The following is a 22,424-nucleotide window of genomic DNA, read 5'->3' as shown; positions in this document are numbered from 1 at the left end:
TCGAGGGGCAGATCAAAGTACGGTTCGCACCTTGAACCGGCAGATGAGAAGATGGAAACATGCTTGCAGATAGCGACGATCAGCGTTCGGACAGCCACGATCGTAAGGGCGGTTCCCGTGACGAGGAGCAACGTCGAGGGAGAACCGGCAGTGGTGGTCGGGCTCCGCAGCGCACAGGGCACCGTGCTGGCGCTGAACGCAGGTCTGCTCGCTCCGATGCGAAGCGTCCGTGGGCGCAGGGTCCTCGTCGAGGACCGCGTCGCGGAGATGAGAGGGGTGAGGGGCGCGAACGTCGCAGCACGCGACGTGACGATGCTCAGCGCGATGAGAAGGCGATTGCCGGGCCTCCTGTCCCCGAAGGTTTCGAGGAGAAGGCCTTGCCTTTTGGCGTTAGGGCCGAGCTGCGCGGCCTGACCAAGGAACGCGCTGATCGGGTCGCTGCACACATCTGGGCGGCGGGGGTGCTCGTCGACGAGGATCCTGCGCTGGCGTTTCAACACGCTGAGACCGCGCGTCAGCTGGCCCCACGCTTACCCGTCGTGCGTGAAGCTGCGGCGGAAACCGCCTATGCGGCGGAAGAGTATGCCATTGCGTTGCGGGAGTATCGCGCCATCCGCCGCATGTCTGGCGGTGATGACCTCATTCCAGTCATGGCCGACTGCGAACGCGCGTTGGGCCGTCCCCGTGACGCCCTTGAGCTGCTCGCGGAGCTTGACACCCGAAAGACTGACCCGGCCGTCGTGATCGAGGCCGTGATCGTCGAGTCGGGTGTGCGCAACGATCTTGGGCAACACGATGAGGCGCTTCGGCTGTTGCGAACTGTTGCAGGCCAGAGAGTTGGTCCGGCATTTGCCCGGGCCAGGCTCCACTACGCGCTGGCCGACCTGCTACTCGCATCTGGTGACGAGGCAGGCGCCCGGGCCGCGTTCGTGACTTCGGGGGAACTCGATCGACAGGCGCTGCTCGACACCTCCGATCGCATCGCTGAGCTCGATGGCGTCACCTTGCCGAGCCATATGAACGCTGCAGTTGATGCCGACCAGGAGGATGCCCAATGAGCTTGATTACAACCCACGACGCTGCGCTGTTTGATCTTGACGGGGTCATTTATCTCGGCCCAAATGCTATCGACGGTGTACCCGAGGTGCTGCACACTTTGCGGCAGGGCGGCACCAAAGTGGGATTCGTCACTAACAACGCTGCGCGTACTCCCCAAGTCGTAGCGGAGCATCTGCAACATCTTGGCATCGAGGCAAACGACGCCGACATCGTGAACTCCACGATGGCCACCCTGCGCATGCTGGGTGAGGAGCTCCCTGCTGGCGCGACGGTACTTCCGGTTGGCTCGTCGGCCCTCGAAGCCCAGCTTCGTCAGGCGGGTTACACCGTCGTGACGCAACGCAGTGATCGTCCCGACGCCGTTGTGCAAGGCTACGACCCGGATCTCGACTGGCGGCGTTTGGAAATGGGGGCCTTCGCCATCCAGGACGGGGCGCGATGGTTCGTCACCAACCCCGACATGACTCGCCCGACACACGAAGGAATCGTCCCGGGTTGCGGCGCTCAAGTGCAGGCGATTCAAGCGTGTGTCGACGTACAGCCTGATATCGCGGGCAAGCCCTACCCACCACTGCTCGTAGAAACCGTCGAGCGCCTGGGTGCTAAACGTCCAATCTTCGTCGGCGATCGCATCGACACCGACATCCTTGGCGCCAACAACGTGGGCATGGTTTCGCTGTTCGTGTTCACTGGTGCGCATGGGAAGCACGACTTGATTGCTGCGCAGGCGGGGGAACGCCCGACGCACATTGGCTATGACATCTCTGCGCTACTGGAGGAGCCGCGGAGCGTTGAGCGCCGTGAGAACGAGTGGGTGTGCCGCCAGCAACGGGTGGCCGTCGAGGGCGGTCACGCCAAGCTGCTGACCACCCCGTTGGACATTGAGGCGCAGCTCGACGCCTTGTGGGTGCTGCTGCAGCTGGCCTGGAGCGATGACGCCGACGTTTTTGACGCGGCCAATACCCTCCAGGGGGTGCGTTGATGCCTACCCCCGCGGACGCCGCGCCGCATGATGTGCAACGCTCCCGCTTGGTGGAGGAGGCAATGGCTTCGCTCGACGGCGTCGAAGAGCTCTCCATCGACGCTCAGCTTGTGCATCTTGGGCAGGCCCAAGAACTCCTGTCTGGTGTGTTGCATAACGCTGACGTCTCGCAGCTGCGGATCCCCGGCGTCGGGTGAGGCTCGACACCGCGCTCGTGGAGCGCTCGCTGGCCTCGTCGAGAAACCGTGCTGCGCGGCTCATCGCCGAGCGTCGCGTGCGCGTCAATGGAGCGACCGCCACCAAGGCGTCGCTCAGCGTCAGCGACGCCGACCGCATTGAGGCTGATGCCGAGCGCTGGGTGTCCCGTGCTGCCTACAAACTGATCGGCGCGCTCGACCAGGCCTGCATCGCCGTGCCGCCCCGGGTGCTCGACGCGGGCGCGTCGACGGGAGGCTTTACCCAGGTGTGTCTCGAGCGGGGCGCTCGAAGGGTGTATGCCGTCGACGTGGGGCATGGTCAGTTGGTGCCGCAGCTGCGCGAGGACGCCCGCGTCGTAACGCATGAGGGCCTCAACCTGCGCGATCTGCAGATGCAGCACCTCGACGATGAACCTGTGGATCTGGTGGTGGGTGATGTCAGTTTTATTTCGCTGACGCTGCTGCTCGAACCACTGTTCGCTGTCTGCCGAGGTACTGCGTTACTACTTGTGAAGCCACAATTCGAGGTGGGGCGAGAGAAGCTCGGGGCGGGGGGAATCGTCGCGGATGAACTCGAGCGGAAGCATGCCGTCGAGAATGTGGTTGCTGCCGCGGCCCGGCTGGGTTGGGAGCCTTGGTGGCGCGGAACGAGCGCGTTGCCGGGCACCCATGGCAACGTTGAGATATTTCTCGCTATGCGTCGCAAGGGTTGAGCGGGCGAGAATAGACTTTCTCATATGACTGACATCGAGCCTCCATTCCTCGAACTAGATAGTGGTGAGCAGATTCCCATTACGGTGCGAGGCTATCAGCTGCTCAACCGCCCCATGCTGAACCGCGGTGTTGCCTTCACGCATGAGGAGCGAGCCGCGCTTGGTCTCATCGGCTTGTTGCCACCCGGGCAGCGCCCCATCGAAGACCAAGTGAGGCGGGTGTATCGCCAGTACCTGCGGCAGCCTGATCCCCTCGCGAAGAGCCTCTACCTGGCGCACATGCGTGACCGCAACGAGGTGCTCTACTATCGGCTGCTCGCAGAGCACATCGAGGAGATGCTACCGATCGTGTACACGCCCACGATTGGGCAGGTCATCCAGGAATACAGTCAGTGGTACCAGCGTCCACGTGGTGTCTATCTCTCCATCGACCATCCCGAACTCATCGAAACGGCTCTGCAGAATTACGGGCTCGGTGCGGACCAAGTTGATCTCGTCGTGGTGACAGATTCGGAAGGCATCCTGGGTATCGGTGATCAGGGCGTGGGCGGCATCGCCATTGTGACGGGAAAACTTGCCGTCTACACCGCGGCGGCAGGCATCCATCCACGGCGATGCATTCCCGTCGTGCTCGACGTCGGCACCGACAACCTGAAGCTGCTCAACAGCGACCAGTACGTCGGCGAACGCCACGCGCGGGTGCGAGGCGTTCGCTACGACGAGTTCGTCGACCAATTCGTGAAGGCGGTGCAGCGTCTGTACCCCAACGCCATGCTGCACTTCGAGGACTTCGCAGCCGGCAACGCACACCGGTTACTGGATAAGTACCGTGACGAGATGTGCGCATTCAACGACGACATTCAAGGCACCGCGTCCATCGTGCTCGCAGCCGTGCTATCCGCCGTGCACCGCGCGAAGGGCCGCTTGTGCGACCAGCGCATCGTCGTGCACGGCGCCGGATCTGCGGGCATCGGCGTCGCCAACGCCATCCGCGATGCCATGGTGGAGGAGGGGCTGAGCCAAGAAGAGGCGAACCAACGTTTCTGGTGCCTGGGCAGCCGAGGCCTCATCGTTGAAGGCCTGCCCGTGCGAGACTTCCAAGCGCCTTACGCGCGCCGGAAGGAAGAAGTTGCCGAATGGAGTGATGAGCGCGGGCGTATCGATTTGTATTCGACGGTGCGGCACGCGCAGCCGACGATCCTCATCGGCACCTCCGCACAGGCAGGTTCCTTCACGCGAGAAGTCGTCGAAGCCATGCAGCAACATGCTCCTGAACCCATCATTTTCGCGCTGTCGAACCCCACCTCCCTCGCGGAGGCTATGCCGGAAGACCTCCTCGACTGGACCGAAGGAATGGCGCTCATCGCCACAGGCTCCCCCTTTGAGCCGGTGCAGCGCGATGAGATGCGCTACGAGATTGCACAGGCCAACAACGCGCTCGTATTCCCCGGTTTAGGGCTCGGCGTGGCCGTGAGTAGAGCCAGCCGCGTCAGCGACAGGATGATCATCGCTGCTGCCCGCGCCGTCGCATCGCTCACGTACGACGATAAACGGCCAGGCGCGTCGTTGCTGCCTGCCATGGACCAGCTGAGGTTGGTGTCCTCCACCGTCGCGCTCGCGGTGGTGCGGTGCGCGCAGGAGGAGGGGTTGGCTCGGGTGCAGATCGACGATCCGGTGCAGGCCGTCGTCGACGCTGTGTGGGAACCGGAGTACGCGAGGATTGTGCTCTGAAGCGCGCACGCCAGCAATGCCTTAGGGTGGATGCCGTGACTAGGAGCGTAGCGGTGTTTCTCCACCCGGAGAAGGAAGAAGCAATCGACGGCGCTACCGCCTTCATCGACGACATCACGGAGCGTGGGTTTCGAGTGGCGGTCCGGGCGGTCGACAAGGCGCGCCTGACCAATAGCGTGCGAGAGCCGCTGGAGGTCATCGTTGATGACGCAACGGTTCCAGGCTGCGAACTCGCTGTCGTCTTCGGTGGCGACGGCACCCTGCTGCGTGCTGCGGGGTGGGCGCTGCAACACGACATCCCCGTGTTGGGCGTGAACCTCGGGCACGTCGGTTTTCTGGCCGAGATGGAGCCGTCCGACATCGGGGCGCTCCCGCATGTTGTCGACGAACGGCGGTTCAGCGTCGAGGAACGCCTGGTGCTCGACGTCGTCGTCGTGCGCGACGGGGAGGAACGCTGGCACGCCTCCGCAATCAACGAAGTATCGCTGGAGAAGATTGCGCGGGAACGCATGCTGACGGTGCTCGTGAGCGTAGATGGACGACCGCTCAGCCGCTGGAGCTGCGACGGGGTGTTGGTGAGCACGCCGACCGGGTCGACAGCCTACGGATTCTCTGCTGGAGGCCCAGTAATCTGGCCCGACGTGCAGGCCATGCTCATCGTCCCGCTCGCCGCCCACGCGCTGTTCAACCGGCCACTCGTGCTGAGTCCTGAATCGACGGTGCTACTCCAACAGTCGATCGAGGGCCCGCACGGCATTTTGTGGTGCGATGGTCGCACCAGCTACGAGCTCGAATCTGGCGATGAGGTGATCGTCACGTCCTCAAGTCACAAACTGCGCATCGCTCGCTTGTCGGAACAGCCGTTCACCACTCGGTTGGTGAAGAAGTTCGCTCTGCCGGTTCGCGGCTGGGGAAGGAACTGACGTGCTGGAGGAACTCACCCTCACCGACTTCGGTGTGGTGCAGCACACGCAGCTCGATTTGCGTCCTGGGCTCATCGCCGTGACAGGAGAGACGGGCGCGGGTAAGACCATGATCGTGCACGGCATTGGGCAGCTGCTGGGCGCCCGAGCGGACTCGGGCGTGGTGCGTCGCGGTGCTTCGAAGGCCATTGTCGCAGGACGCTGGCAAGTCGATCCCCCGACGAGTGAAGCCGTCGCCGAGCTGGGCGCGGAGCTCGACGGGAACGAGCTGGTCACCGTGCGGCAGTTGAGCGCCGCCGGGCGTTCGCGTGCGGTAGTAGGCGGTAGCCCCGTGCCGGTGAGCACCCTCGCCAGACTGGAGTTGGCGACGATTCATGGCCAGTCGGAGCAGCTGCGGCTCGGCGCCCCCGAACGGCAGCGGGAGCTCCTCGACGCGCACGCCAATCCCGATGGGCTCGTTCGCTACCGTGAGGCGTACCGCGAGCATGAAGCTGTCGCTGCGGAACTCGAGGAGCTCGAGTCTGCTGCCTTGGAGCGTGCCCGCGAGGCCGACATGCTGCGTTACGGCCTGGAGGAGATCGGCGCCGCGAACCCCGTCGCAGGAGAAGATGCCGCATTGGAAGCTGAGCAGGCGAAGCTCCAAGACCTCGACGCGCTACGCCAGCTCGCGCAGCGTGCGTCCCTCGCCTTGAGCGGAGACGAACAGGATTTCGACGCGCCCAGCGCTGTGGGGCTTCTCGGTCAGGGGCGCAAGGCGTTACGCGAACTCGCCGCCCACGATGCCGCGGCGTCCTCGCTGCACTCGCGGGCCGAGGAAGCACAGGTGCTCCTAGACGACCTCGCAGCAAACCTGGCGACCTACCTCACGGATCTCGTCGACGACCCGCTCCGCCTTGAAGCTGTGGCCGAGCGACGAGCCGTGCTCGCCGGACTGACGCGCAAGTACGGCACCACCATCGACGAAGTGCTCGCCTGGGCGGACAACTCGGCGCAGCGCCTGCACACGCTGGATGGTTCCGACGAACGAATCTCGAAGCTGCGTAGGCGCAAGGAGCACCTGGAGGCGGAACTCGTCGCCCTCGCGAAAGACATCTCCGAGACTAGACATGGCGCCGCGGAGTCCCTCGCTCGGCAGGCGCAGGCGGAACTCGCAGCCCTCGCGATGCCGCACGCGAGGCTGACATTCCAGGTCAGCGACGCGCCGCTCGGTCCGCACGGAGCGGACAAAGTGGAGCTGCTGTTCAGCGCGAACCCGGGCTCCGAACCCGCCCCGCTCGCCAAAGTGGCGTCAGGCGGTGAGCTCTCGCGGGTACGGCTCGCGCTCGAGGTGGTGCTCGCCAACGCTGAGGGCCACACCTTTGTTTTCGACGAGGTCGACGCGGGCGTGGGAGGCGCCGTCGGCTTGGAAATCGGCCGGCGCTTGCAGCGTCTGGCTGCCAGGTCGCAGGTGATCGTCGTCACCCATCTCGCGCAGGTGGCTGCCTTCGCGGATCAACACCTCGTCGTGCGGAAGTCCAGCGACGGGGCTGTGACGGTCTCGGACGTCGCGGAAGTGCGAGGGGAGGAGCGTGTGACCGAGCTCGCGCGCATGATGGGTGGTTCTGCTGACACGGAGGCCTCCCGCAGGCACGCCGCAGAACTCTTGCAAGACGCGGCCCGCGCACCACAGCCCACAGCGTCGTAGCGAGCGGCTAGAGTCGATTGGGTGAAGAAACTTCTGCTGATCGACGGACACTCGATGGCGTACCGGGCCTTCTTCGGGCTGCCCGCCGAGAACTTTCAGACATCCACCGGCCAGCACACGAATGCGGTGTTCGGTTTCACATCGATGCTCATCAATCTGCTCAGAGATGAGCAGCCAACGCATGTGGCTGTGGCCTTCGACGTTTCCCGGCACTCATTCCGCACCGACGAGTACCCCGAGTACAAAGCGACGCGGTCGAAGTCGCCCGATGAATTCCGCGGCCAGGTCGAACTGGTGAAAGAGGTGCTCGACGCGCTGCGCATCGAGCACATCGAGAAGGAAGGTTACGAAGCCGACGACATCATCGCCACGCTGGCCACGGAGGCGGCCGCAGACGACTTCACCGTTAACATCGTCACGGGCGATCGTGACGCACTCCAGCTCGTCAACGAGAACATCACGGTGTTGTATCCGAGGAAGGGTGTCTCCGATCTCGCTCGGCTGAACCCGGAGGCCGTTGAAGCAAAGTACTTCGTGCCGCCCGCTAGGTACCCTGAGCTCGCCGCGCTCGTGGGCGAGACGAGCGATAACCTGCCGGGAGTTCCGGGGGTTGGCCCCAAAACCGCCGCCAAATGGCTAAAGGAGTACGACGGCCTCGACAACCTCGTCGACAATGCAGAGAGCGTGCGAGGTAAGGCCGGCGAGAACTTCCGCGCTCACCTGGACGACGTTCGTCGAAACCGCCGGCTGAACGCACTGGTTCGCACGGTGGAACTTGAGGTTGTCCCGGGTGACTTCGGCCGCGAGCCGTGGGATCGCGAGGCCGTCGCCAGCTTGTTCGATGCGCTCGAGTTCCGGGTGCTGAGTGCCCGCCTCGACGAGCTGGGAGGAGAAGCCGACGAGCCTTCGCCTGCCGAGAGCGTGGAGGTGGAGGGATCGGTGCTCGTGCCCGGCACCGTCGCCAGTTGGCTTGGCGCCCACACCGCGAATCCGGTGGGAGTGCACCTCGTCGGGCACTATGGGCGGGGCACTGGCGACATCATAGGGATCGCCGTCGCCAGCGCCGACGGTGCGGCGGCATATTTCGCGACGTCCGATCTAGGCCCCGACGACGACAAGGCTGTCGCGAGCTGGTTGGCCGATCCGAAACGCCTCAAGGTCATCCACGACGCGAAGGGCCCGCTGTTGGGCATCTGGGAGCGGGGGTGGCAGCTTGACGGGGTGCGATGCGACACGTTGCTCGCGGCGTATCTCTTGCACCCGGAGCAGCGCTCGTATGCGCTCGAAGACCTCGCGATGCGCTACCTTAAACGTTCGCTCAACCACGACGATGCGCCCGCCCAGCAGACGTTGGATTTCGATGACGACACCGACGCCGACAACGCCATGTTGCGTGCTCGTACTGTTCTGGATCTGGCGGAGGTGCTCGAGAGCAAGCTCGACGAATCGCGGCAGCGCTCGCTTCTCGTTGATCTAGAACAGCCTCTCATGCAGGTGCTTGCGGGTATGGAACGCACCGGCATCGCTGTGGACATGGAGCGCCTGCAATCGTTGCGCGCGGAGTTCGACGAAGCCGTCCAGACGGCACAATCGCAGGCGTACGAGGTGCTGGGCCATGAGGTCAACCTGGGTTCGCCGAAGCAACTGCAGACGGTGCTCTTCGACGAGCTTGGCATGCCGAAGACGCGGCGCACCAAGTCGGGCTACACCACCGACGCGGAAGCCCTGGCCGACCTGTTTGCCAAAACCGAACACCCATTCCTGGAGCACCTGCTCAACCACCGCGACCGCATCAAGTTGCGGCAAACGGTGGATGGTTTGCTCGCGGCGGTAGGCCCAGACGGACGTATCCACACCACCTACCAGCAGACGATCGCCGCCACTGGGAGGCTTTCGTCGACCGAACCCAACCTGCAAAACATTCCCATCCGCACCGAATTAGGCAGACGAATCCGCACGGCTTTTGTTTCAGGCGACGGCTACTCGGCCCTGATGAGTGCCGACTACTCGCAAATCGAGATGCGCCTCATGGCTGATGGCTCGGGCGATGAGGGGCTCATCGAGGCCTTTCAATCGGGCCGTGACTTCCACAACGAGATGGCTGCGAAGGTCTTCCACGTGGAGTCGTCGGCGGTGACGGGGGAGATGCGCGCTCGTATCAAGGCAATGAACTACGGGCTCGCCTACGGGCTGAGCGCTTACGGATTGTCCAATCAGCTCGGCATTCCGGTCTCAGAGGCGAAGGAGCTGATGGACGAGTACTTCGCCCGCGTGGGTGGGGTACAGCGCTACTTGGCTGGGCTCGTCGACGATGCCCGCGCCAAGGGATACACGGAGACGATGCTGGGGAGACGCCGCTACCTGCCCGACCTGCAGTCGTCGAACCGTCAGCGCCGTGAGATGGCGCAGCGTGCCGCGCTGAACGCCCCCATCCAGGGCTCCGCTGCGGACGTGATCAAGCTCGCCATGCTCGCGGTTGACGCCGCGCTGACATCGGCGAAGCTTCGCAGCCGGGTACTGCTTCAGGTGCACGACGAACTCGTGCTCGAGATTGCCCCAGAAGAACGCGATGATGTGGCCCAGCTCGTCGCTGAGGCGATGGAGGGAGCAGCTGACTTCAAGGTGCCGCTGGCAGTGTCTATCGGGGTGGGCGACAACTGGCACAGTGCCGCCCACTAACCCCGAAGCGACTGACGCGGCAGGGCCGATTCAGAACAGTTCTCCGTAGAAGAACACGCGAGACTTCCAAGGATCACGGCCCTGCTCTTCCGCCTTGCCGTCGAAATCCCAGCAGATGATGATAGCGACCTCGGAGTCGCCGTCGAAGTCCACCATCGCGTCGGAATCCGGGTCGTACTCGTCGACCATAACCTTCTTGGCCTCGGTGAACTTGTAGCAGGCTACCTCGCCGTTCTCACCGTACAGCTTGATCTCATCGCCAGGCTTCATCTGCGAGGCGCCATCCTTGTACATCTCGTTGCCGAGCGCCTTGCCGTTGCGATAGGTGTGAATCGAGAGCACCGTCTTGCCCGGCGTGCCGGGTTTCGGGCCTTCATTCCACCAAGCGGCCGTGCGCTTCTCGGCAGGCGGAGGAGCGGCGATGTTGCCTTCATCGTCTTGCCCCAGAGAGAGCACCTTTTCGTCTGCCTGGAGCGCTCCAGAGAAGGTGTAACGGACTGGAACGAACCCGTCGGTTGTGGTGGTGCAGGTGAGCCCCTTTGTTGGGCTCTCAGACGGGGCAACTGACGACACGGGCGTCGACGCCGGTGCACTACTGCTGGGCGTCGAAGCGGCTTCGGGTGCGTCCTTGGGGCGGGCGAGATACAGGCCGCCGCCGACGATGAGGATGAGAGCTGCAACGGCTGCAACGATGGCGATAATCTTGTTACGCGAGTTCACGCCGTGGAGTCTACAGCGCCCTACAAGAAGCCCTCATCCCTCAGGGAGGGTGGGATTGACCCGCTTTGAGCGATGGCCTAATGTTGAACCGCATTGTGGTTTGTTGTGCCCTCGGACGGAGTGGGGTCAACGCGAAGCGCATCACTTCGCTTCACAACCGCCGTGCGTCCAAGTTCATACCATCCAAATCGGAGCCCATCTTTCATGACCTCCCCTACTGAGGCGTCGCCCGTAGCGGTTGACGACATCGGCAGCCCAGAAGCGTTCCTTGAAGCCGTCGATGAAACCATTAAATACTTCAACGACGGAGACATCGTCTCCGGCACCGTTGTCAAAGTCGACCGCGACGAAGTCCTGCTCGACATCGGTTACAAAACCGAAGGCGTTATTCCTTCCAAGGAACTCTCCATCAAGCACGATGTGGACCCGTCCGAGGTCGTCCAGGTTGGCGATGAGATCGAGGCTCTGGTGCAGCAGAAGGAGGATAAGGAAGGCCGCCTTATTCTCTCGAAGAAGCGTGCACAGTACGAGCGTGCGTGGGGCACCATCGAGAAGATCAAGGACGAGGACGGCGTTGTCTCCGGCACCGTCATCGAGGTCGTCAAGGGCGGCCTGATCGTCGATATTGGTCTGCGCGGTTTCCTCCCGGCGTCGCTGGTCGAGATGCGTCGTGTGCGCGACCTCCAGCCGTACGTTGGCATGGAGCTCGAAGCGAAGATCATCGAGCTCGACAAGAACCGCAACAATGTTGTGCTGTCGCGTCGTGCGTGGCTTGAGCAGACCCAGTCCGAGGTGCGCCACTCGTTCCTCACCGCGCTGCAGAAGGGCCAGATCCGCAAGGGCGTCGTGTCCTCCATCGTCAACTTCGGTGCATTCGTCGACCTCGGCGGCGTCGACGGGCTCGTGCACGTCTCCGAGCTGTCGTGGAAGCACATCGACCACCCGAACGAGGTCGTCGAGGTGGGCATGCCTGTAACTGTCGAGGTGCTGGAAGTCGACATGGATCGCGAGCGCGTGTCGCTGTCGCTCAAGGCCACTCAGGAAGATCCGTGGCAGACCTTCGCCCGTCTGCACCAGATCGGCCAGATCGTGCCTGGCAAGGTCACCAAGCTGGTGCCGTTCGGTGCATTCGTTCGCGTGGGCGAAGGCATCGAGGGCCTCGTCCACGTCTCCGAGCTCGCTGAGCGTCACGTCGAGATCCCCGAGCAGGTCGTCTCCATTGGCGACGACGTCATGGTCAAGGTCATCGACATCGACCTCGAGCGTCGCCGCGTTTCCCTCTCGCTCAAGCAGGCGAACGAGGGTGTTGACGTCGCAGCCGACGAGTTCGATCCGTCGCTGTACGGCATGACGGCCAGCTACGACGAGCAGGGCAACTACATCTACCCCGAGGGCTTCGATCCGGAGACCAACGAGTGGAAGGAAGGCTACGAAGAGCAGCGCGCTGCTTGGGAGGCCCAGTACGCCGAAGCTCAGGCACTCTGGGAGGCCCACAAGCGTCAGGTCGAGGACGCCGAGACCGAGGCCCGCGAAGCCGCAGTCGAAGCCGGCACTGGCTACGTCTCCGAAACCACCGACGAGGGCTCGCTCGCTTCTGACGAAGCACTGCAGGCTCTCCGCGAGAAGCTGACCGGCGGCAACTGATCCGCTGACAACGTACAAACGGCGCCCCCAAGGGGGCGCCGTTTGGCGTTCTGGGCGGGATGCAGGGAAGCCTGGGTGCCGCAGGGAGAAACTGCAAAACTCGCCAACAGTGCGAAGCCTTACGCTTGGCGCACGCTGGAGGCGTCCAGCTGTTGGCGAGTTTTGCAGTTTCTTCCTTGGGCCTGCTTTCTCGGGGTGGGCGTAATCGTCGCCGGCTGCGCGAAGCTGGCATGATCGTGTGCATGACACGTATCGCACTGACCGGAGGTATTGCCTCGGGCAAGTCCACCGTCGCGGACATGTTTGCTGAGCTGGGGGCGGTCATCGTGGATTCGGATGTGCTCGCTCGCGAAGTGGTCGAGCCGGGGACGCCTGGGCTGGAGGCCATCGTCGAGCGCTTCGGGAAAAGAGTCCTCACCGACGACGGCCAGCTCGACAGGGCAGCGTTGGGAGCGATCGTCTTCGGCGACGACGAAGCTCGCCGTGATCTAGGTGCCATCACGCATCCGCTGGTGGCGGCGCGCCGCGAGCAGCTACTCGCCGAGGTGCCGGCGGACGTCGTGGCAATTTCGGTGATTCCGCTGCTGGTGGAGGGAGGACTCGAGCGGGGCTTCGACGAAGTCATTGTTGTGGACGTGCCTGTCGAGGTTCAGCATGCGCGGCTGATTGCTCGAAACAACTATTCCGACGACGAGGCATGGGCGAGGATTCATTCTCAGGCGACGCGGGAGGAGCGGCTCGCCGCGGCAACCCACGTCATCGACAACTCAGGCAGCCTCGCTGCGGTCCGCGAGCAGGTGGAAGCGACGATGGCGCGCTTGCGGAGCGAAGCCTCGGGCGAGGGCTCAACGTAGCGAGGTCACCCGCTGCTCGTCGACGCTGATCCGCGGCTCGGTGAGGCTCACATACTGGTAGTCGCGGCGCTGGAGGAGGCCCTGCCCTCGGCCCAGCACCTCGTAGCGGCCGTCGGGAAGTCGCGTGAGGAAAGCGACGGTGTCCGGGCCCAGAGCGTCGGTGAGCTTCGGGCGGTCTTGGACGGTGGCCTTCGGCCCGCCGAGTTCGATCAGCGTGAGTTCCTCCCCGTCGCCTGCTCCGCGCAGCACATCCACGACGCGTACGGTGTGCACGGTGATCGGGACGGCTCCGTCGCGGATGTCCTCCGAGCTGGGAGCGGCGGGCGCCCCGGCTGCGGGGTTGGTGCTGGGGTCGTCACCGGAGTACTCGGGCAGCAGCTCGTCCTGCTTCGAGGAGATGATCTCGAGCGAGGCAATGACGTCGGCGTCGCGGTCGAGCTGGTCGAGAGAGTCGTAGACAGGCCCGTCGACGTGCATCGTGACGGGCGCCGACGGAGCCGGCTCGGCGGGCTGGGCGCCGCAGCCCGCCAGCGCCAGTACAGCGAGAGTTGCGATCAGTGAGCGGAGGCGAGCGGGCATGGGTTCTCCTTGGGCTCGTCGGCGGCGGTGCCGAATCTTCGGCGAGCGTAACACGGGAACGGGTCGCGAGGAAGGGGTATGTGGAGGAGACCCTAGACGCTCCGGGCGCGGCTGACCTTGATTCGTAAAGAGGTTCAGGCGTCCAAGTTGTCCTCGCCCCACGGGGGACACGTGCACATGAGGTTGCGGTCGCCGTACGCGTTGTCGACGCGACCCACTGCGGGCCAGTACTTGTCGACATTGCGAGTGCCTGCCGGGAACACGGCCTGCTCACGCGTGTACGCCCGGTTCCAGTCTCCGACGAGGCTCTTGGCGGTATGCGGGGCATGCCGAAGCGGCGAATCCTCCGGCGCGATATCTCCACGTAGCACCGCGTCGGCTTCGTCGGCCATCTCGAGCATGGCGTCACAGAAGCGATCCAGCTCGAACAGCGTCTCCGACTCTGTGGGCTCCACCATCAGCGTCCCCGCAACGGGGAACGACATCGTCGGCGCGTGGAAACCGTGATCGACGAGGCGCTTCGCGAAGTCATCGACCGTCACCTTCGGCGCGTACACACGGGTGTCGAGGATGCACTCGTGCGCGACGCGCCCTGCCTCACCCGCGTACAGCACCGGGTAGCGTTCGCCCAGCCTCGCCGCGATGTAGTTGGCATTCAAAATGGCCGACTCCGTCGCATGCTTAAGCCCCTGCCCGCCCATCAGCAAGAGGTAGGCCCAGGAGATCAGCAGCACCGACGCAGAACCGAACGCCGCAGCGCTGACTGCACCCTCCTCGCCCGTCGCCGGATCGGTCGGCAGGTGCTCCACAAGATGCTGCTTGACCCCGATGGGGCCCATCCCCGGACCGCCGCCACCGTGCGGGATGGCGAAGGTCTTGTGCAGATTGAGGTGGCTCACGTCGCCGCCAATCTCACCAAGCTTCACCAGCCCGACGAGGGCGTTCATATTGGCGCCGTCGATGTAGACCTGCCCGCCATGCGCATGGGTGATCCCCGCCACCTGGCGCACCGTGTCTTCAAACACGCCGTGCGTCGACGGGTACGTGATCATCACGGCGGCGAGCTCGTCGCCGGCGGCATCTGCCTTGGCGCGGAAGTCGTCGAGGTCGATGTCGCCGTTGTCGAGCGACTTCACCGCGACGACGTCGAGGCCGGCCATGTGTGCCGATGCCGGGTTGGTGCCGTGGGCCGAGGTGGGGATGAGGCAAATCCGACGCTGCTCGTCACCGCGCGAGCGGTGGTAGCGAGCGATCGTCATGAGCCCCGCGAACTCGCCCTGCGCGCCGGAGTTCGGCTGCATCGAGAACGCGTCGTATCCGGTGATCGCGCAGAGCTTCTGCTCGAGATCCTCGACGAGTTCCGCGTAGCCTCGTGCTTGGCCGGACGGCGCGAAGGGGTGCAGCCCGGCGAATTCCGGCCACGACACTGGCATCATTTCGACCGCCGCGTTGAGCTTCATCGTGCAAGACCCGAGCGGGATCATGGCGCGGTCGAGCGCAAGATCACGATCGGAGAGCCGGCGCATGTAGCGCATCATCTCCGTCTCGGCCCGGTTCATGTGGAACACCTCGTGGGTGAGGTAGGCGCTGGTGCGCAGCCACTCGTCGGGAACAGCGGACTCAGCGGCGGGCTCGGCAGCCGCGTCGACGCCAAACGCGTCCAGCAAACGCCCCACGATGTCGGCGTTCGTCGTCTCGTCGAAGCTCATCCCGACGGCGTCGCGCCCGACACGACGAAGATTCAACCCGCGACGCTCGGCGTTCATCAACACGTCAGCCTGGTGCTCGCCGACGTGCACGGTGAGCGTGTCGAAGAAGTGCTCCGGCGCCACCTGGAAACCGGCGTCACGCAGCGTGCGGGCGACCGCAACCGTCCACAGGTGCACACGCTCGGCGATGGCTCTCAACCCTTGAGGGCCATGGAACACCGCATACATCGACGCCATGACGGCCAGGAGCGCCTGTGCCGTGCAGACGTTTGACGTCGCCTTCTCGCGGCGGATGTGCTGCTCGCGAGTCTGCAAGGCGAGACGGTAGGCCTTCGCCCCAGACGCGTCGATAGAGACTCCGACGAGCCTCCCTGGCATCGTGCGTTTCAGCGCCTCCGTCGTCGCCATGAACGCGGCGTGCGGGCCACCGTAGCCCATCGGCACACCGAAGCGTTGCGCCGAGCCCACGCACACGTCGGCACCCATCGCGCCCGGCTCCTGCACCAGCGTCAGCGCCAGCAAGTCCGAAGTCACCACCGCGAGCGCCTTCGCGGCATGCAAGTCGGCGCACTGCTGCGACAGATCACGCAGCTCACCGTGCGTGCCCAGATGCGCCAGCGCCGCGCCAAACACCTGGCTGGCGCGCAACGAATCCAACGGCCCGACGACGCACTCCACGCCCAGTGGCCGTGCCCGGGTGAGGAGCACGGAGATCACCTGCGGGTGGAGCTCCTCGTCAACGAAGAACACGTTCGACTTCGCCTTCGACGCGCGCTTCGCCATGGCCATGCCCTCGGCGACGGCGGTGGCTTCGTCGAGGAGGCTCGCGTTGGCGATGGGCAGCCCAGTGAGGTCGGAGGCCATCGTCTGGAAGTTCAGCAACGCCTCCAAACGCCCTTGGGAGATCTCGGGCTGGTAGGGCGTATAGGCCGTATACCAGGCGGGATTCTCGAAAATGTTGCGCTGGATCGCAGGCGGCGTGACCGTACCGTAGTAACCCTGACCAATCAGCGACGTCATATGCTGATTGCTGGCTGCAACCTTGCGAAGGCGGGCCAGCACCTCGCCTTCGGTGAGCGGCTCCCAATCCAACTCGGCGGACTGGCGAATGCTGCGGGGGATGGTCTGGTCGATCAATTCCTCCACCGACGCCACGCCGATGGCCTTGAGCATGCGCTCGCGTTCGGAGGGGGAGGGGCCAATGTGACGACGGTGTGCGAAATCGTCAGGGTCGTAGTTCGTTGCGCTCCACATGTCAGCTGATCAAGGCCTCGTAGGCGTCCTCGTCCATGAACCCTTCGACGATGGACGGGTCGTCGAGCTTGATCTTGAAGAACCAAGCCGACATGGCGTCGTCGTTCACGCTCGCGGGATCGTCCACCACGTCCGTGTTCGCCTCGACGATGGTGCCGCTCACAGGAGCCGTGATATCTGAGGCGGCTTTCACCGACTCGATCACGACGATCTCGTCGCCCTCCGCGACCGCCGTGCCCTCCTCGGGGAGCTCAATGAAAATGATGTCGCCGAGTTGCTCGGCGGCATGGGCGGTGATGCCGACGGTGGCAACGTCGTCGTGGATCGCCAGCCACTCGTGGTCTTCGGTGTACTTGATCATGTTGGCTCCTTCAGCGCTTGTAATTGAGTTGGATGAACGGAAGTTCTGCGACGGTGCAGCGCACCCGTTTGCCGCGTAGCTCTGCGAAGACCGCATCGCCGACGGCGTAGCCCTGCGGCAACATTGCCATGGCCACTGGTGCGCGCAGTGTCGGGCTGAACGAACCGGAGGTGACCTCAGCGATGGGTTCCGAACTGGCTTCGTCGGCGAAGATGCGGGCGCCCTCGCGGATGGGGGCGCGCCCGTCGGGGCGGAGACCGACGCGCACGCGGGAGGCATCGTCGGCGAGTTCCCCGGCGACGATGTCCGCGCCGGGATACCCTCCTGCCCGGCTGCCGCCAGGGCGGCGCACCTTCGGCACGGCCCAGCCGAGATCGGCCTGGGCGGGCGTGATCTCGGGGGAGAGGTCGTGGCCGTACAGACACATGCCGGCCTCCAGCCGCAACGAATCCCGGGCGCCCAGCCCGGCGAGGCGAACCACGTCGCCTGCGAGCAGCGCCTCCGCGAACTCGACGGCGCGTTCCGCTGGCAGCGACACCTCAAACCCGTCCTCACCGGTGTAGCCAGACCGGGACACCCATAGCTCGGTGCCATCCCAATTGAGCCGTCGCGAATCCATGAAAACCATTGCGGTCACGTCCGGGATGAGGCGGGCGAGCTCGGCTTCCGCCTTCGGCCCCTGGACCGCCAGCAACGCCCGGTTGGTGACGTGCTCTACCTCCAGCCCGTCCACCTGCCGCAGTAGCCCCAAGTCGTGCTCGGTCCTCGCGGCATTCACGACGAGGAGCCAGTGCGTTACATGGTTGGCGAACATGAAGTCGTCCAGAATGCCGCCCTGGGCGTTGGTGAAGAGGCCGTAGCGCTGCCGCCACGGCTTCAACCCCAGCACGCTCGCGGGGGTCAGCGCTTCGAGCGCGGCCCCGGCTGTCTCAAGGCTGTCACCGCGGAGCAGCACCTGCCCCATGTGGCTGACATCGAACAGGCTCGCGGCTTCACGAGTGTGGTTGTGTTCGGCGAGCAGACCGGCGGCGTAGTGCACCGGCATATCCCAGCCGGCGAACTCCACCATGGAGCCACCGTGGGCGATGTGGAAGTCGTGCAGTGGGGTGGTTAACAGGGCAGTCATTGCGGTGCCTCCACGGTGGTCGAGCGTGCAGAACCGACGGGGTCGGCGCCCCCTCTGTCCTCGGTACCTGAGATCTTTGATCCTTCGGCGGGCCACGTGGCCACTCTCCAGAGTTGTGCATCGCCCGGTTCTGGGGCCTGAGAGATTATCGGGGCGATTGCTCCTTCGGCATCGATGTCGATTCTCCCGGGCGACAAGCCCGAGCGTAGCAGCAGATAATCTGCACGGATGCGCCGCGGCGAAAAAAGACGCGCCTTACTTATTGGCCTCGATCATCTGCCGCAGCTCCTTCTTGAGATCGGCGATCTCATCGCGATGCCGGGCAGCCAGCTCGAATTGCAGCTCTGCGGCCGCCTGATGCATCTGTGCGGTGAGATCCTCGATGAGCTGAGCGAGTTCCTGCTCCGCCATCGCCGACGTGTCCAGCGCGCGCTTGCCTGCGCCTTCGAGGAGATCCCGGGTATCGGCGTCCTCTCGCGCGAGCATCTCGCTCACATCCGCGATGCGCTTGCGCAGCGGCTGCGGATCGATGCCACGCTCGCGGTTCCACGCCATCTGGATGTCGCGGCGGCGGTTCGTCTCGTCGATCGCGGCCTGCATCGACGGCGTCACCGAGTCGGCGTACATGTGCACCTGGCCGCCGACGTTGCGCGCTGCGCGCCCGATGGTCTGGATCAGCGAGCGTTCCGAGCGCAGGAACCCTTCCTTGTCGGCATCCAAAATGGCGACGAGTGACACCTCCGGCAGGTCGAGGCCCTCGCGCAGCAGGTTGATACCGACGAGGACGTCGTACTCGCCCAGCCGCAGATCGCGCAGCAGGTCGAGGCGCTCCAAGGTGGCGATGTCCGAGTGCAGGTATCGGGTTCGGATGCCTGCCTCGACGAGGAAATCGGTGAGGTCTTCGGCCATCTTCTTCGTCAGTGTTGTAACGAGCACGCGTTCGTTGCGCTCGGTGCGGGCCTGCACCTCGGCGATGAGGTCGTCGATCTGACCCTTGGTGGGTTTTAGCACGATCTCGGGGTCAACGAGGCCCGTCGGGCGGATGATGAGCTCGACCACGCCGTCGGCACGCTCCAGCTCGTACGGCCCGGGCGTGGCCGAGAGGTACACCGTCTGCCCAATACGCTCCTGGAACTCGTCGAACCGCAGCGGGCGATTGTCGAGTGCGGACGGCAGCCGGAAACCGTGTTCTACTAGTGTGCGTTTCCGGGACGCGTCGCCTTCAAACATGCCGCCTATCTGCGGCACGGACACGTGGCTCTCGTCCAAGACGAGCACGAAATCTTCTGGGAAGTAATCCAGCAAACACGACGGGGGACTGCCAGGCTCACGTCCGTCGATGTGGAGCGAGTAGTTCTCGATGCCGGAACACGTGCCGATCTGGCGCATCATCTCGAGATCGTAGGTGGTGCGCATCTTCAGGCGCTGCGCCTCCAGGAGGTTGCCAGCCGCCTCAAGGTCTTGCAAGCGCGCGGCGAGTTCCGCCTCGATGCCGTTGATCGCACGCTCCATCCGCTCGTTGCCCGCGGCGTAGTGGGAGGCGGGGAAGATGTAGATCTGCTCATCTTCGTGCAGCGTGGCCGCACTCACGGGATGGATGGTGGCGATCCGCTCGATTTCGTCGCCGAAGAATTCGATCCGGACGGCGTTCTCCTCATACATGGGGTAGACCTCGAGCGTGTCGCCCTTCACCTTGAAGGTGCCGCGTCCACCACCCATGTCGTTGCGTGCGTACTGGATGTCGACGAGATGCCTGAGCAGATCGTCGCGATCCATCTCGTCGCCCACGCGCAACGTGATGCGTTGGTCAAGGTATTCCTCGGGAGTGCCGAGGCCGTAGATGGCCGAAACCGTCGCGACCACGATCACGTCCCGGCGCGTCAGCAGCGAGCTGGTGGCGGCGTGCCGCATCCGCTCCACCTCTTCATTGAGCGAGGAGTCTTTCTCGATGTAGGTATCGGTCTGCGGCAAGTACGCCTCGGGCTGGTAATAGTCGTAGTACGACACGAAATACTCGACGGCGTTGTCCGGGAAGAAATCACGTAGCTCGGCTGCGAATTGGGCGGCCAACGTTTTGTTGGGCTGCATCACCAACATGGGGCGCTGTAGGCGCTCCGCGAGCCACGCGATCGTCGCTGTCTTGCCCGTGCCTGTCGCGCCCAGGAGCACGACATCCTGTTCACCTGCTCGGATGCGCTGCTCGAGCTCATCAATCGCCTTCGGCTGATCCCCCGAAGGTTCGAAATCAGCGTGCACCTTGAGCGGTGCTACTTGACGTTGGAGTTCTTCGATCGGGCGCATAACCGTTAGCCTACGCGCCCGGTGTCAGGCGACCTCGCTACTTCGGGGGCGCGAAGCAATAGGTGCGGTTCCAATCGGAACCGAAGCCGTAGGCCCTCTGACTGTCGGAGCAGGTGGCATTGGCACGCGGAACGACGGAGGCCACCTTGAAATCACCGTTGGGGCACTTCGCGGGTTGGTAGCCGGATATGTGGTTGTCCTTGCTGTAGCAATGGTCTTCCACGAATTCGGGGCCGAAGCACATCGTCGCGATCACCTCGGAGCCTCGAACCCTCTCGATGGGCAACCCGCGATAACACGCGTGCTTTCCAGCGCGGGAGAACATGGCATACAGCGTCACGCCGTCTGCAGGATCTTGCTGGCATGGCGACTTCTCCAACGTCGGATTGTTTGGCGAACCCTTGACGGTGTAACACGTGTTAGCCGGGAAGTCACGGAGGTCGAAGTCGCGGGGGTTCTCGTTCGCCGGCTGCGTACGGGCATCGGACGGATGCGACGCAGGCGTTGTCGGAGGCTCTTCCTCACACTTTGCCGAAGGCTCCTTCTCGGGTGTCGCGCTCGGGTCGTCAAACGGAGACTCGCCCGGCGAATCGGAAGACTCGCTGCTCTCCTGCGTAGATGGCTGAGCGGTGGGCTCCTCGCCCTCGGTTGCGAGAAAGATACCGACGCCGCCCGCGACGATCAGGAGCGTGGCGAGCACGGAGATGACAGCGACGGTGGGGAACCCCTTCTTCGGTTCCTGGGGCGGGTATCCGTAGGGTTGGCCGCCTGCGGGAGGGAACTGTTGGCCCGCACCCTGGCCATAGGATTGCTGCCAGTACCGCTGTGGATGGCCTTGGCCCTGGTTCGAGAAGCCCTGGCTCGGCCGCCCATAGCCTAGGTGCGCTTGCCCCTGGCCTGGCTGGTTCCAGCTACCCCCAGTGTTGCCATTGCCCTGCCAATTCGGAGGTTGCGTCATTGTTCCTCCCAACACGTAGTGTCGGCAACAGCTTAGGGCACACCGAGCTCACCGTGAGAAACGCTTGAACTGCTCTCATGGGTGAAGCCGAAGGGCTACCAGCGCCTCGGTGCACGTATTCGCTCACCCAGGCTAGGTACGTAGCGGCATGGGCACGGTGCTCGCGCCGCTGATGTGGTCCGAGATGATGCCTCTCGCGAGCCAGAGGCAGAGATCAGCGAGCGGGCCGATGACCGTCGTGGTGTCGCCCGATTCTGCGCCAATCCGAGCGGAAAAGCCCTCGTCAGCCACCAGTAACACAGGCGGAAGCCCTGCATTGCGGGGGCGAAGCGTCTCGAATTCTGCAATCGTGAGCAGTATCGAACTGGGAACATCGAGGGCTTCGCGTCCGATGAGATCGAAGTGATGCACGACGAGTTCGCGCAACCTCAATGTTGGCATGAGGGATGCGGGGCCAGTCCAGCCGTCGGCAATGCGCACCGTCTCGGTGTGGCGTTCGAGCCCCGCGAGGGCTTCTTGCAGTTGCCCGGCAGACTCGTCGAGCCGAATTTGTAGAGTGAGGCCCTCGTCGATGGCCTGTCGTTCCCACTGACATCGGAGGCTGGCGGGGTCGGGCTCCGGGTCGCATGCTTGTTCGGCACTGAGCGCCTTCGTTAAGCGCCTTGCCTGCTCGACGAGGTGGGCGGCCACGTGCGAACGCGTCCATCCAGGCAACACCGTGGGTGCAGCCCAGTCGTCTTCGTCGAACTCAATGGTGGTTCCGAGTAGGCGCGTCGTCTGGGTTCGGATTGCGTCCAGAACCTCCGGGAAGGCGAGCGACTGGGTCATATTGTCAAACTACCAAACCAATGGGGACAGTGACAGGAAAACTTGTCCGGGTCGTAGGTGAATTGCGCAGCCGGCCTCGCTGCGTACAAAGCGAGGCCGGCTGGTTGGCTTACATCGGCTCA

General features: G+C 64.2%; 19 protein-coding genes and 1 riboswitch. Of the genes, 11 read left to right on the top strand and 8 right to left on the bottom strand.

Features of this window, described 5'->3' with window-relative positions:
* The 9 genes from Q0X61_RS08480 to polA all read left to right on the top strand — a co-directional run.
* A partial coding sequence (locus tag Q0X61_RS08480) for a hypothetical protein (RefSeq protein ID WP_297742108.1) occupies nucleotides 1-414 on the top strand: 414 nt, incomplete at its 5' end.
* Nucleotides 378-1,058: a hypothetical protein gene (locus Q0X61_RS08475; protein WP_297742107.1), complete on the top strand. Its 681-nt coding sequence runs from the start codon at nucleotides 378-380 to the stop codon at nucleotides 1,056-1,058. The genes Q0X61_RS08480 and Q0X61_RS08475, both read left to right, overlap by 37 nt.
* Nucleotides 1,055-2,041 carry an HAD-IIA family hydrolase gene (locus Q0X61_RS08470; RefSeq protein ID WP_297742106.1) on the top strand — a complete coding sequence of 329 codons (987 nt, stop codon included), beginning with the start codon at nucleotides 1,055-1,057 and terminating at the stop codon, nucleotides 2,039-2,041. Before Q0X61_RS08475 ends, Q0X61_RS08470 begins: the two co-directional genes overlap by 4 nt.
* Nucleotides 2,041-2,238, top strand: coding sequence for a hypothetical protein (locus Q0X61_RS08465; RefSeq protein ID WP_297742105.1), 198 nt, complete (start codon nucleotides 2,041-2,043; stop codon nucleotides 2,236-2,238). Before Q0X61_RS08470 ends, Q0X61_RS08465 begins: the two co-directional genes overlap by 1 nt.
* Nucleotides 2,235-2,951 (top strand): TlyA family RNA methyltransferase, encoded by a 717-nt coding sequence (locus Q0X61_RS08460; protein ID WP_297742104.1) that lies wholly within the window; start codon nucleotides 2,235-2,237, stop codon nucleotides 2,949-2,951. The genes Q0X61_RS08465 and Q0X61_RS08460 overlap by 4 nt, the downstream gene beginning before the upstream one ends.
* A gap of 24 nt (nucleotides 2,952-2,975) precedes the next feature.
* Nucleotides 2,976-4,682 (top strand): NAD-dependent malic enzyme, encoded by a 1,707-nt coding sequence (locus Q0X61_RS08455; RefSeq protein WP_297742103.1) that lies wholly within the window; start codon nucleotides 2,976-2,978, stop codon nucleotides 4,680-4,682.
* A gap of 26 nt (nucleotides 4,683-4,708) precedes the next feature.
* Nucleotides 4,709-5,605 (top strand): NAD kinase, encoded by an 897-nt coding sequence (locus Q0X61_RS08450; protein ID WP_297742102.1) that lies wholly within the window; start codon nucleotides 4,709-4,711, stop codon nucleotides 5,603-5,605.
* Nucleotide 5,606: 1 nt separating this feature from the next.
* On the top strand, nucleotides 5,607-7,289 hold the full coding sequence (recN, locus tag Q0X61_RS08445; protein WP_297742101.1) for a DNA repair protein RecN: 1,683 nt from the start codon (nucleotides 5,607-5,609) through the stop codon (nucleotides 7,287-7,289).
* 21 nt (nucleotides 7,290-7,310) lie between these two features.
* Nucleotides 7,311-9,968 carry a DNA polymerase I gene (polA, locus tag Q0X61_RS08440; protein ID WP_297742100.1) on the top strand — a complete coding sequence of 886 codons (2,658 nt, stop codon included), beginning with the start codon at nucleotides 7,311-7,313 and terminating at the stop codon, nucleotides 9,966-9,968.
* A gap of 30 nt (nucleotides 9,969-9,998) precedes the next feature.
* Here the strand turns inward: polA and Q0X61_RS08435 are convergent, their stop codons facing one another.
* Entirely contained in the window at nucleotides 9,999-10,688 is a 690-nt protein-coding gene (locus Q0X61_RS08435; RefSeq protein WP_297742099.1) for a class F sortase, read from the bottom strand.
* A 204-nt stretch (nucleotides 10,689-10,892) separates the two neighbouring features.
* On the opposite strand from Q0X61_RS08435, the gene rpsA reads away from it, so the two are divergent.
* Together rpsA and coaE are read left to right on the top strand one after the other, a co-directional pair.
* Nucleotides 10,893-12,332, top strand: a complete 1,440-nt coding sequence (gene rpsA, locus Q0X61_RS08430) for a 30S ribosomal protein S1 (RefSeq protein ID WP_297742098.1) — start codon at nucleotides 10,893-10,895, stop codon at nucleotides 12,330-12,332.
* A gap of 242 nt (nucleotides 12,333-12,574) precedes the next feature.
* Nucleotides 12,575-13,186 carry a dephospho-CoA kinase gene (coaE, locus tag Q0X61_RS08425; RefSeq protein ID WP_297742097.1) on the top strand — a complete coding sequence of 204 codons (612 nt, stop codon included), beginning with the start codon at nucleotides 12,575-12,577 and terminating at the stop codon, nucleotides 13,184-13,186.
* Here the strand turns inward: coaE and Q0X61_RS08420 are convergent.
* The 7 genes from Q0X61_RS08420 to Q0X61_RS08390 all read right to left on the bottom strand — a co-directional run bounded on the left by Q0X61_RS08420 (nucleotide 13,178) and on the right by Q0X61_RS08390 (nucleotide 22,302).
* Nucleotides 13,178-13,765 (bottom strand): hypothetical protein, encoded by a 588-nt coding sequence (locus tag Q0X61_RS08420; RefSeq protein WP_297742096.1) that lies wholly within the window; start codon nucleotides 13,763-13,765, stop codon nucleotides 13,178-13,180. The genes coaE and Q0X61_RS08420 overlap by 9 nt on opposite strands.
* Nucleotides 13,766-13,899: 134 nt before the next feature.
* Nucleotides 13,900-16,728, bottom strand: coding sequence for an aminomethyl-transferring glycine dehydrogenase (gene gcvP / locus Q0X61_RS08415; protein WP_297742095.1), 2,829 nt, complete (start codon nucleotides 16,726-16,728; stop codon nucleotides 13,900-13,902).
* A 1-nt stretch (nucleotide 16,729) separates the two neighbouring features.
* Nucleotides 16,730-17,089 carry a glycine cleavage system protein GcvH gene (gene gcvH, locus Q0X61_RS08410; RefSeq protein WP_297742094.1) on the bottom strand — a complete coding sequence of 120 codons (360 nt, stop codon included), beginning with the start codon at nucleotides 17,087-17,089 and terminating at the stop codon, nucleotides 16,730-16,732.
* Between the two features lie 10 nt (nucleotides 17,090-17,099).
* Nucleotides 17,100-18,215 carry a glycine cleavage system aminomethyltransferase GcvT gene (gene gcvT, locus Q0X61_RS08405; RefSeq protein WP_297742093.1) on the bottom strand — a complete coding sequence of 372 codons (1,116 nt, stop codon included), beginning with the start codon at nucleotides 18,213-18,215 and terminating at the stop codon, nucleotides 17,100-17,102.
* Between the two features lie 115 nt (nucleotides 18,216-18,330).
* A riboswitch (glycine riboswitch) is annotated at nucleotides 18,331-18,414 on the bottom strand.
* Between the two features lie 56 nt (nucleotides 18,415-18,470).
* Nucleotides 18,471-20,516 (bottom strand): excinuclease ABC subunit UvrB, encoded by a 2,046-nt coding sequence (gene uvrB, locus Q0X61_RS08400; protein WP_297742092.1) that lies wholly within the window; start codon nucleotides 20,514-20,516, stop codon nucleotides 18,471-18,473.
* Between the two features lie 37 nt (nucleotides 20,517-20,553).
* The gene (locus tag Q0X61_RS08395; RefSeq protein WP_297742091.1) at nucleotides 20,554-21,474 is read right to left on the bottom strand and encodes a hypothetical protein; all 921 of its coding nucleotides are present in this window, start codon (nucleotides 21,472-21,474) and stop codon (nucleotides 20,554-20,556) included.
* Nucleotides 21,475-21,606: 132 nt separating this feature from the next.
* On the bottom strand, nucleotides 21,607-22,302 hold the full coding sequence (locus tag Q0X61_RS08390) for a maleylpyruvate isomerase N-terminal domain-containing protein (RefSeq protein WP_297742090.1): 696 nt from the start codon (nucleotides 22,300-22,302) through the stop codon (nucleotides 21,607-21,609).
* Between the last annotated feature and the right edge of the window lie 122 nt (nucleotides 22,303-22,424).

The sequence above is a fragment of the uncultured Tessaracoccus sp. genome (genome assembly GCF_947255005.1).
GTDB lineage: Bacteria > Actinomycetota > Actinomycetes > Propionibacteriales > Propionibacteriaceae > Arachnia.
Note: the sequence above shows the minus strand (reverse complement) of the source record. Positions and strands in the feature narration are given on the sequence as shown.

Coding starts and splice junctions, on each gene's coding strand:
- Q0X61_RS08470 (WP_297742106.1), top strand. CDS start 1,055: ATGAGCTTGATTACAACCCACGACGCTGCGCTGTTTGATCTTGACGGG.
- Q0X61_RS08465 (WP_297742105.1), top strand. CDS start 2,041: ATGCCTACCCCCGCGGACGCCGCGCCGCATGATGTGCAACGCTCCCGC.
- Q0X61_RS08455 (WP_297742103.1), top strand. CDS start 2,976: ATGACTGACATCGAGCCTCCATTCCTCGAACTAGATAGTGGTGAGCAG.
- rpsA (WP_297742098.1), top strand. CDS start 10,893: ATGACCTCCCCTACTGAGGCGTCGCCCGTAGCGGTTGACGACATCGGC.
- coaE (WP_297742097.1), top strand. CDS start 12,575: ATGACACGTATCGCACTGACCGGAGGTATTGCCTCGGGCAAGTCCACC.
- Q0X61_RS08420 (WP_297742096.1), bottom strand. CDS start 13,765: ATGCCCGCTCGCCTCCGCTCACTGATCGCAACTCTCGCTGTACTGGCG.
- gcvP (WP_297742095.1), bottom strand. CDS start 16,728: ATGTGGAGCGCAACGAACTACGACCCTGACGATTTCGCACACCGTCGT.
- gcvH (WP_297742094.1), bottom strand. CDS start 17,089: ATGATCAAGTACACCGAAGACCACGAGTGGCTGGCGATCCACGACGAC.
- gcvT (WP_297742093.1), bottom strand. CDS start 18,215: ATGACTGCCCTGTTAACCACCCCACTGCACGACTTCCACATCGCCCAC.
- uvrB (WP_297742092.1), bottom strand. CDS start 20,516: ATGCGCCCGATCGAAGAACTCCAACGTCAAGTAGCACCGCTCAAGGTG.
- Q0X61_RS08395 (WP_297742091.1), bottom strand. CDS start 21,474: ATGACGCAACCTCCGAATTGGCAGGGCAATGGCAACACTGGGGGTAGC.
- Q0X61_RS08390 (WP_297742090.1), bottom strand. CDS start 22,302: ATGACCCAGTCGCTCGCCTTCCCGGAGGTTCTGGACGCAATCCGAACC.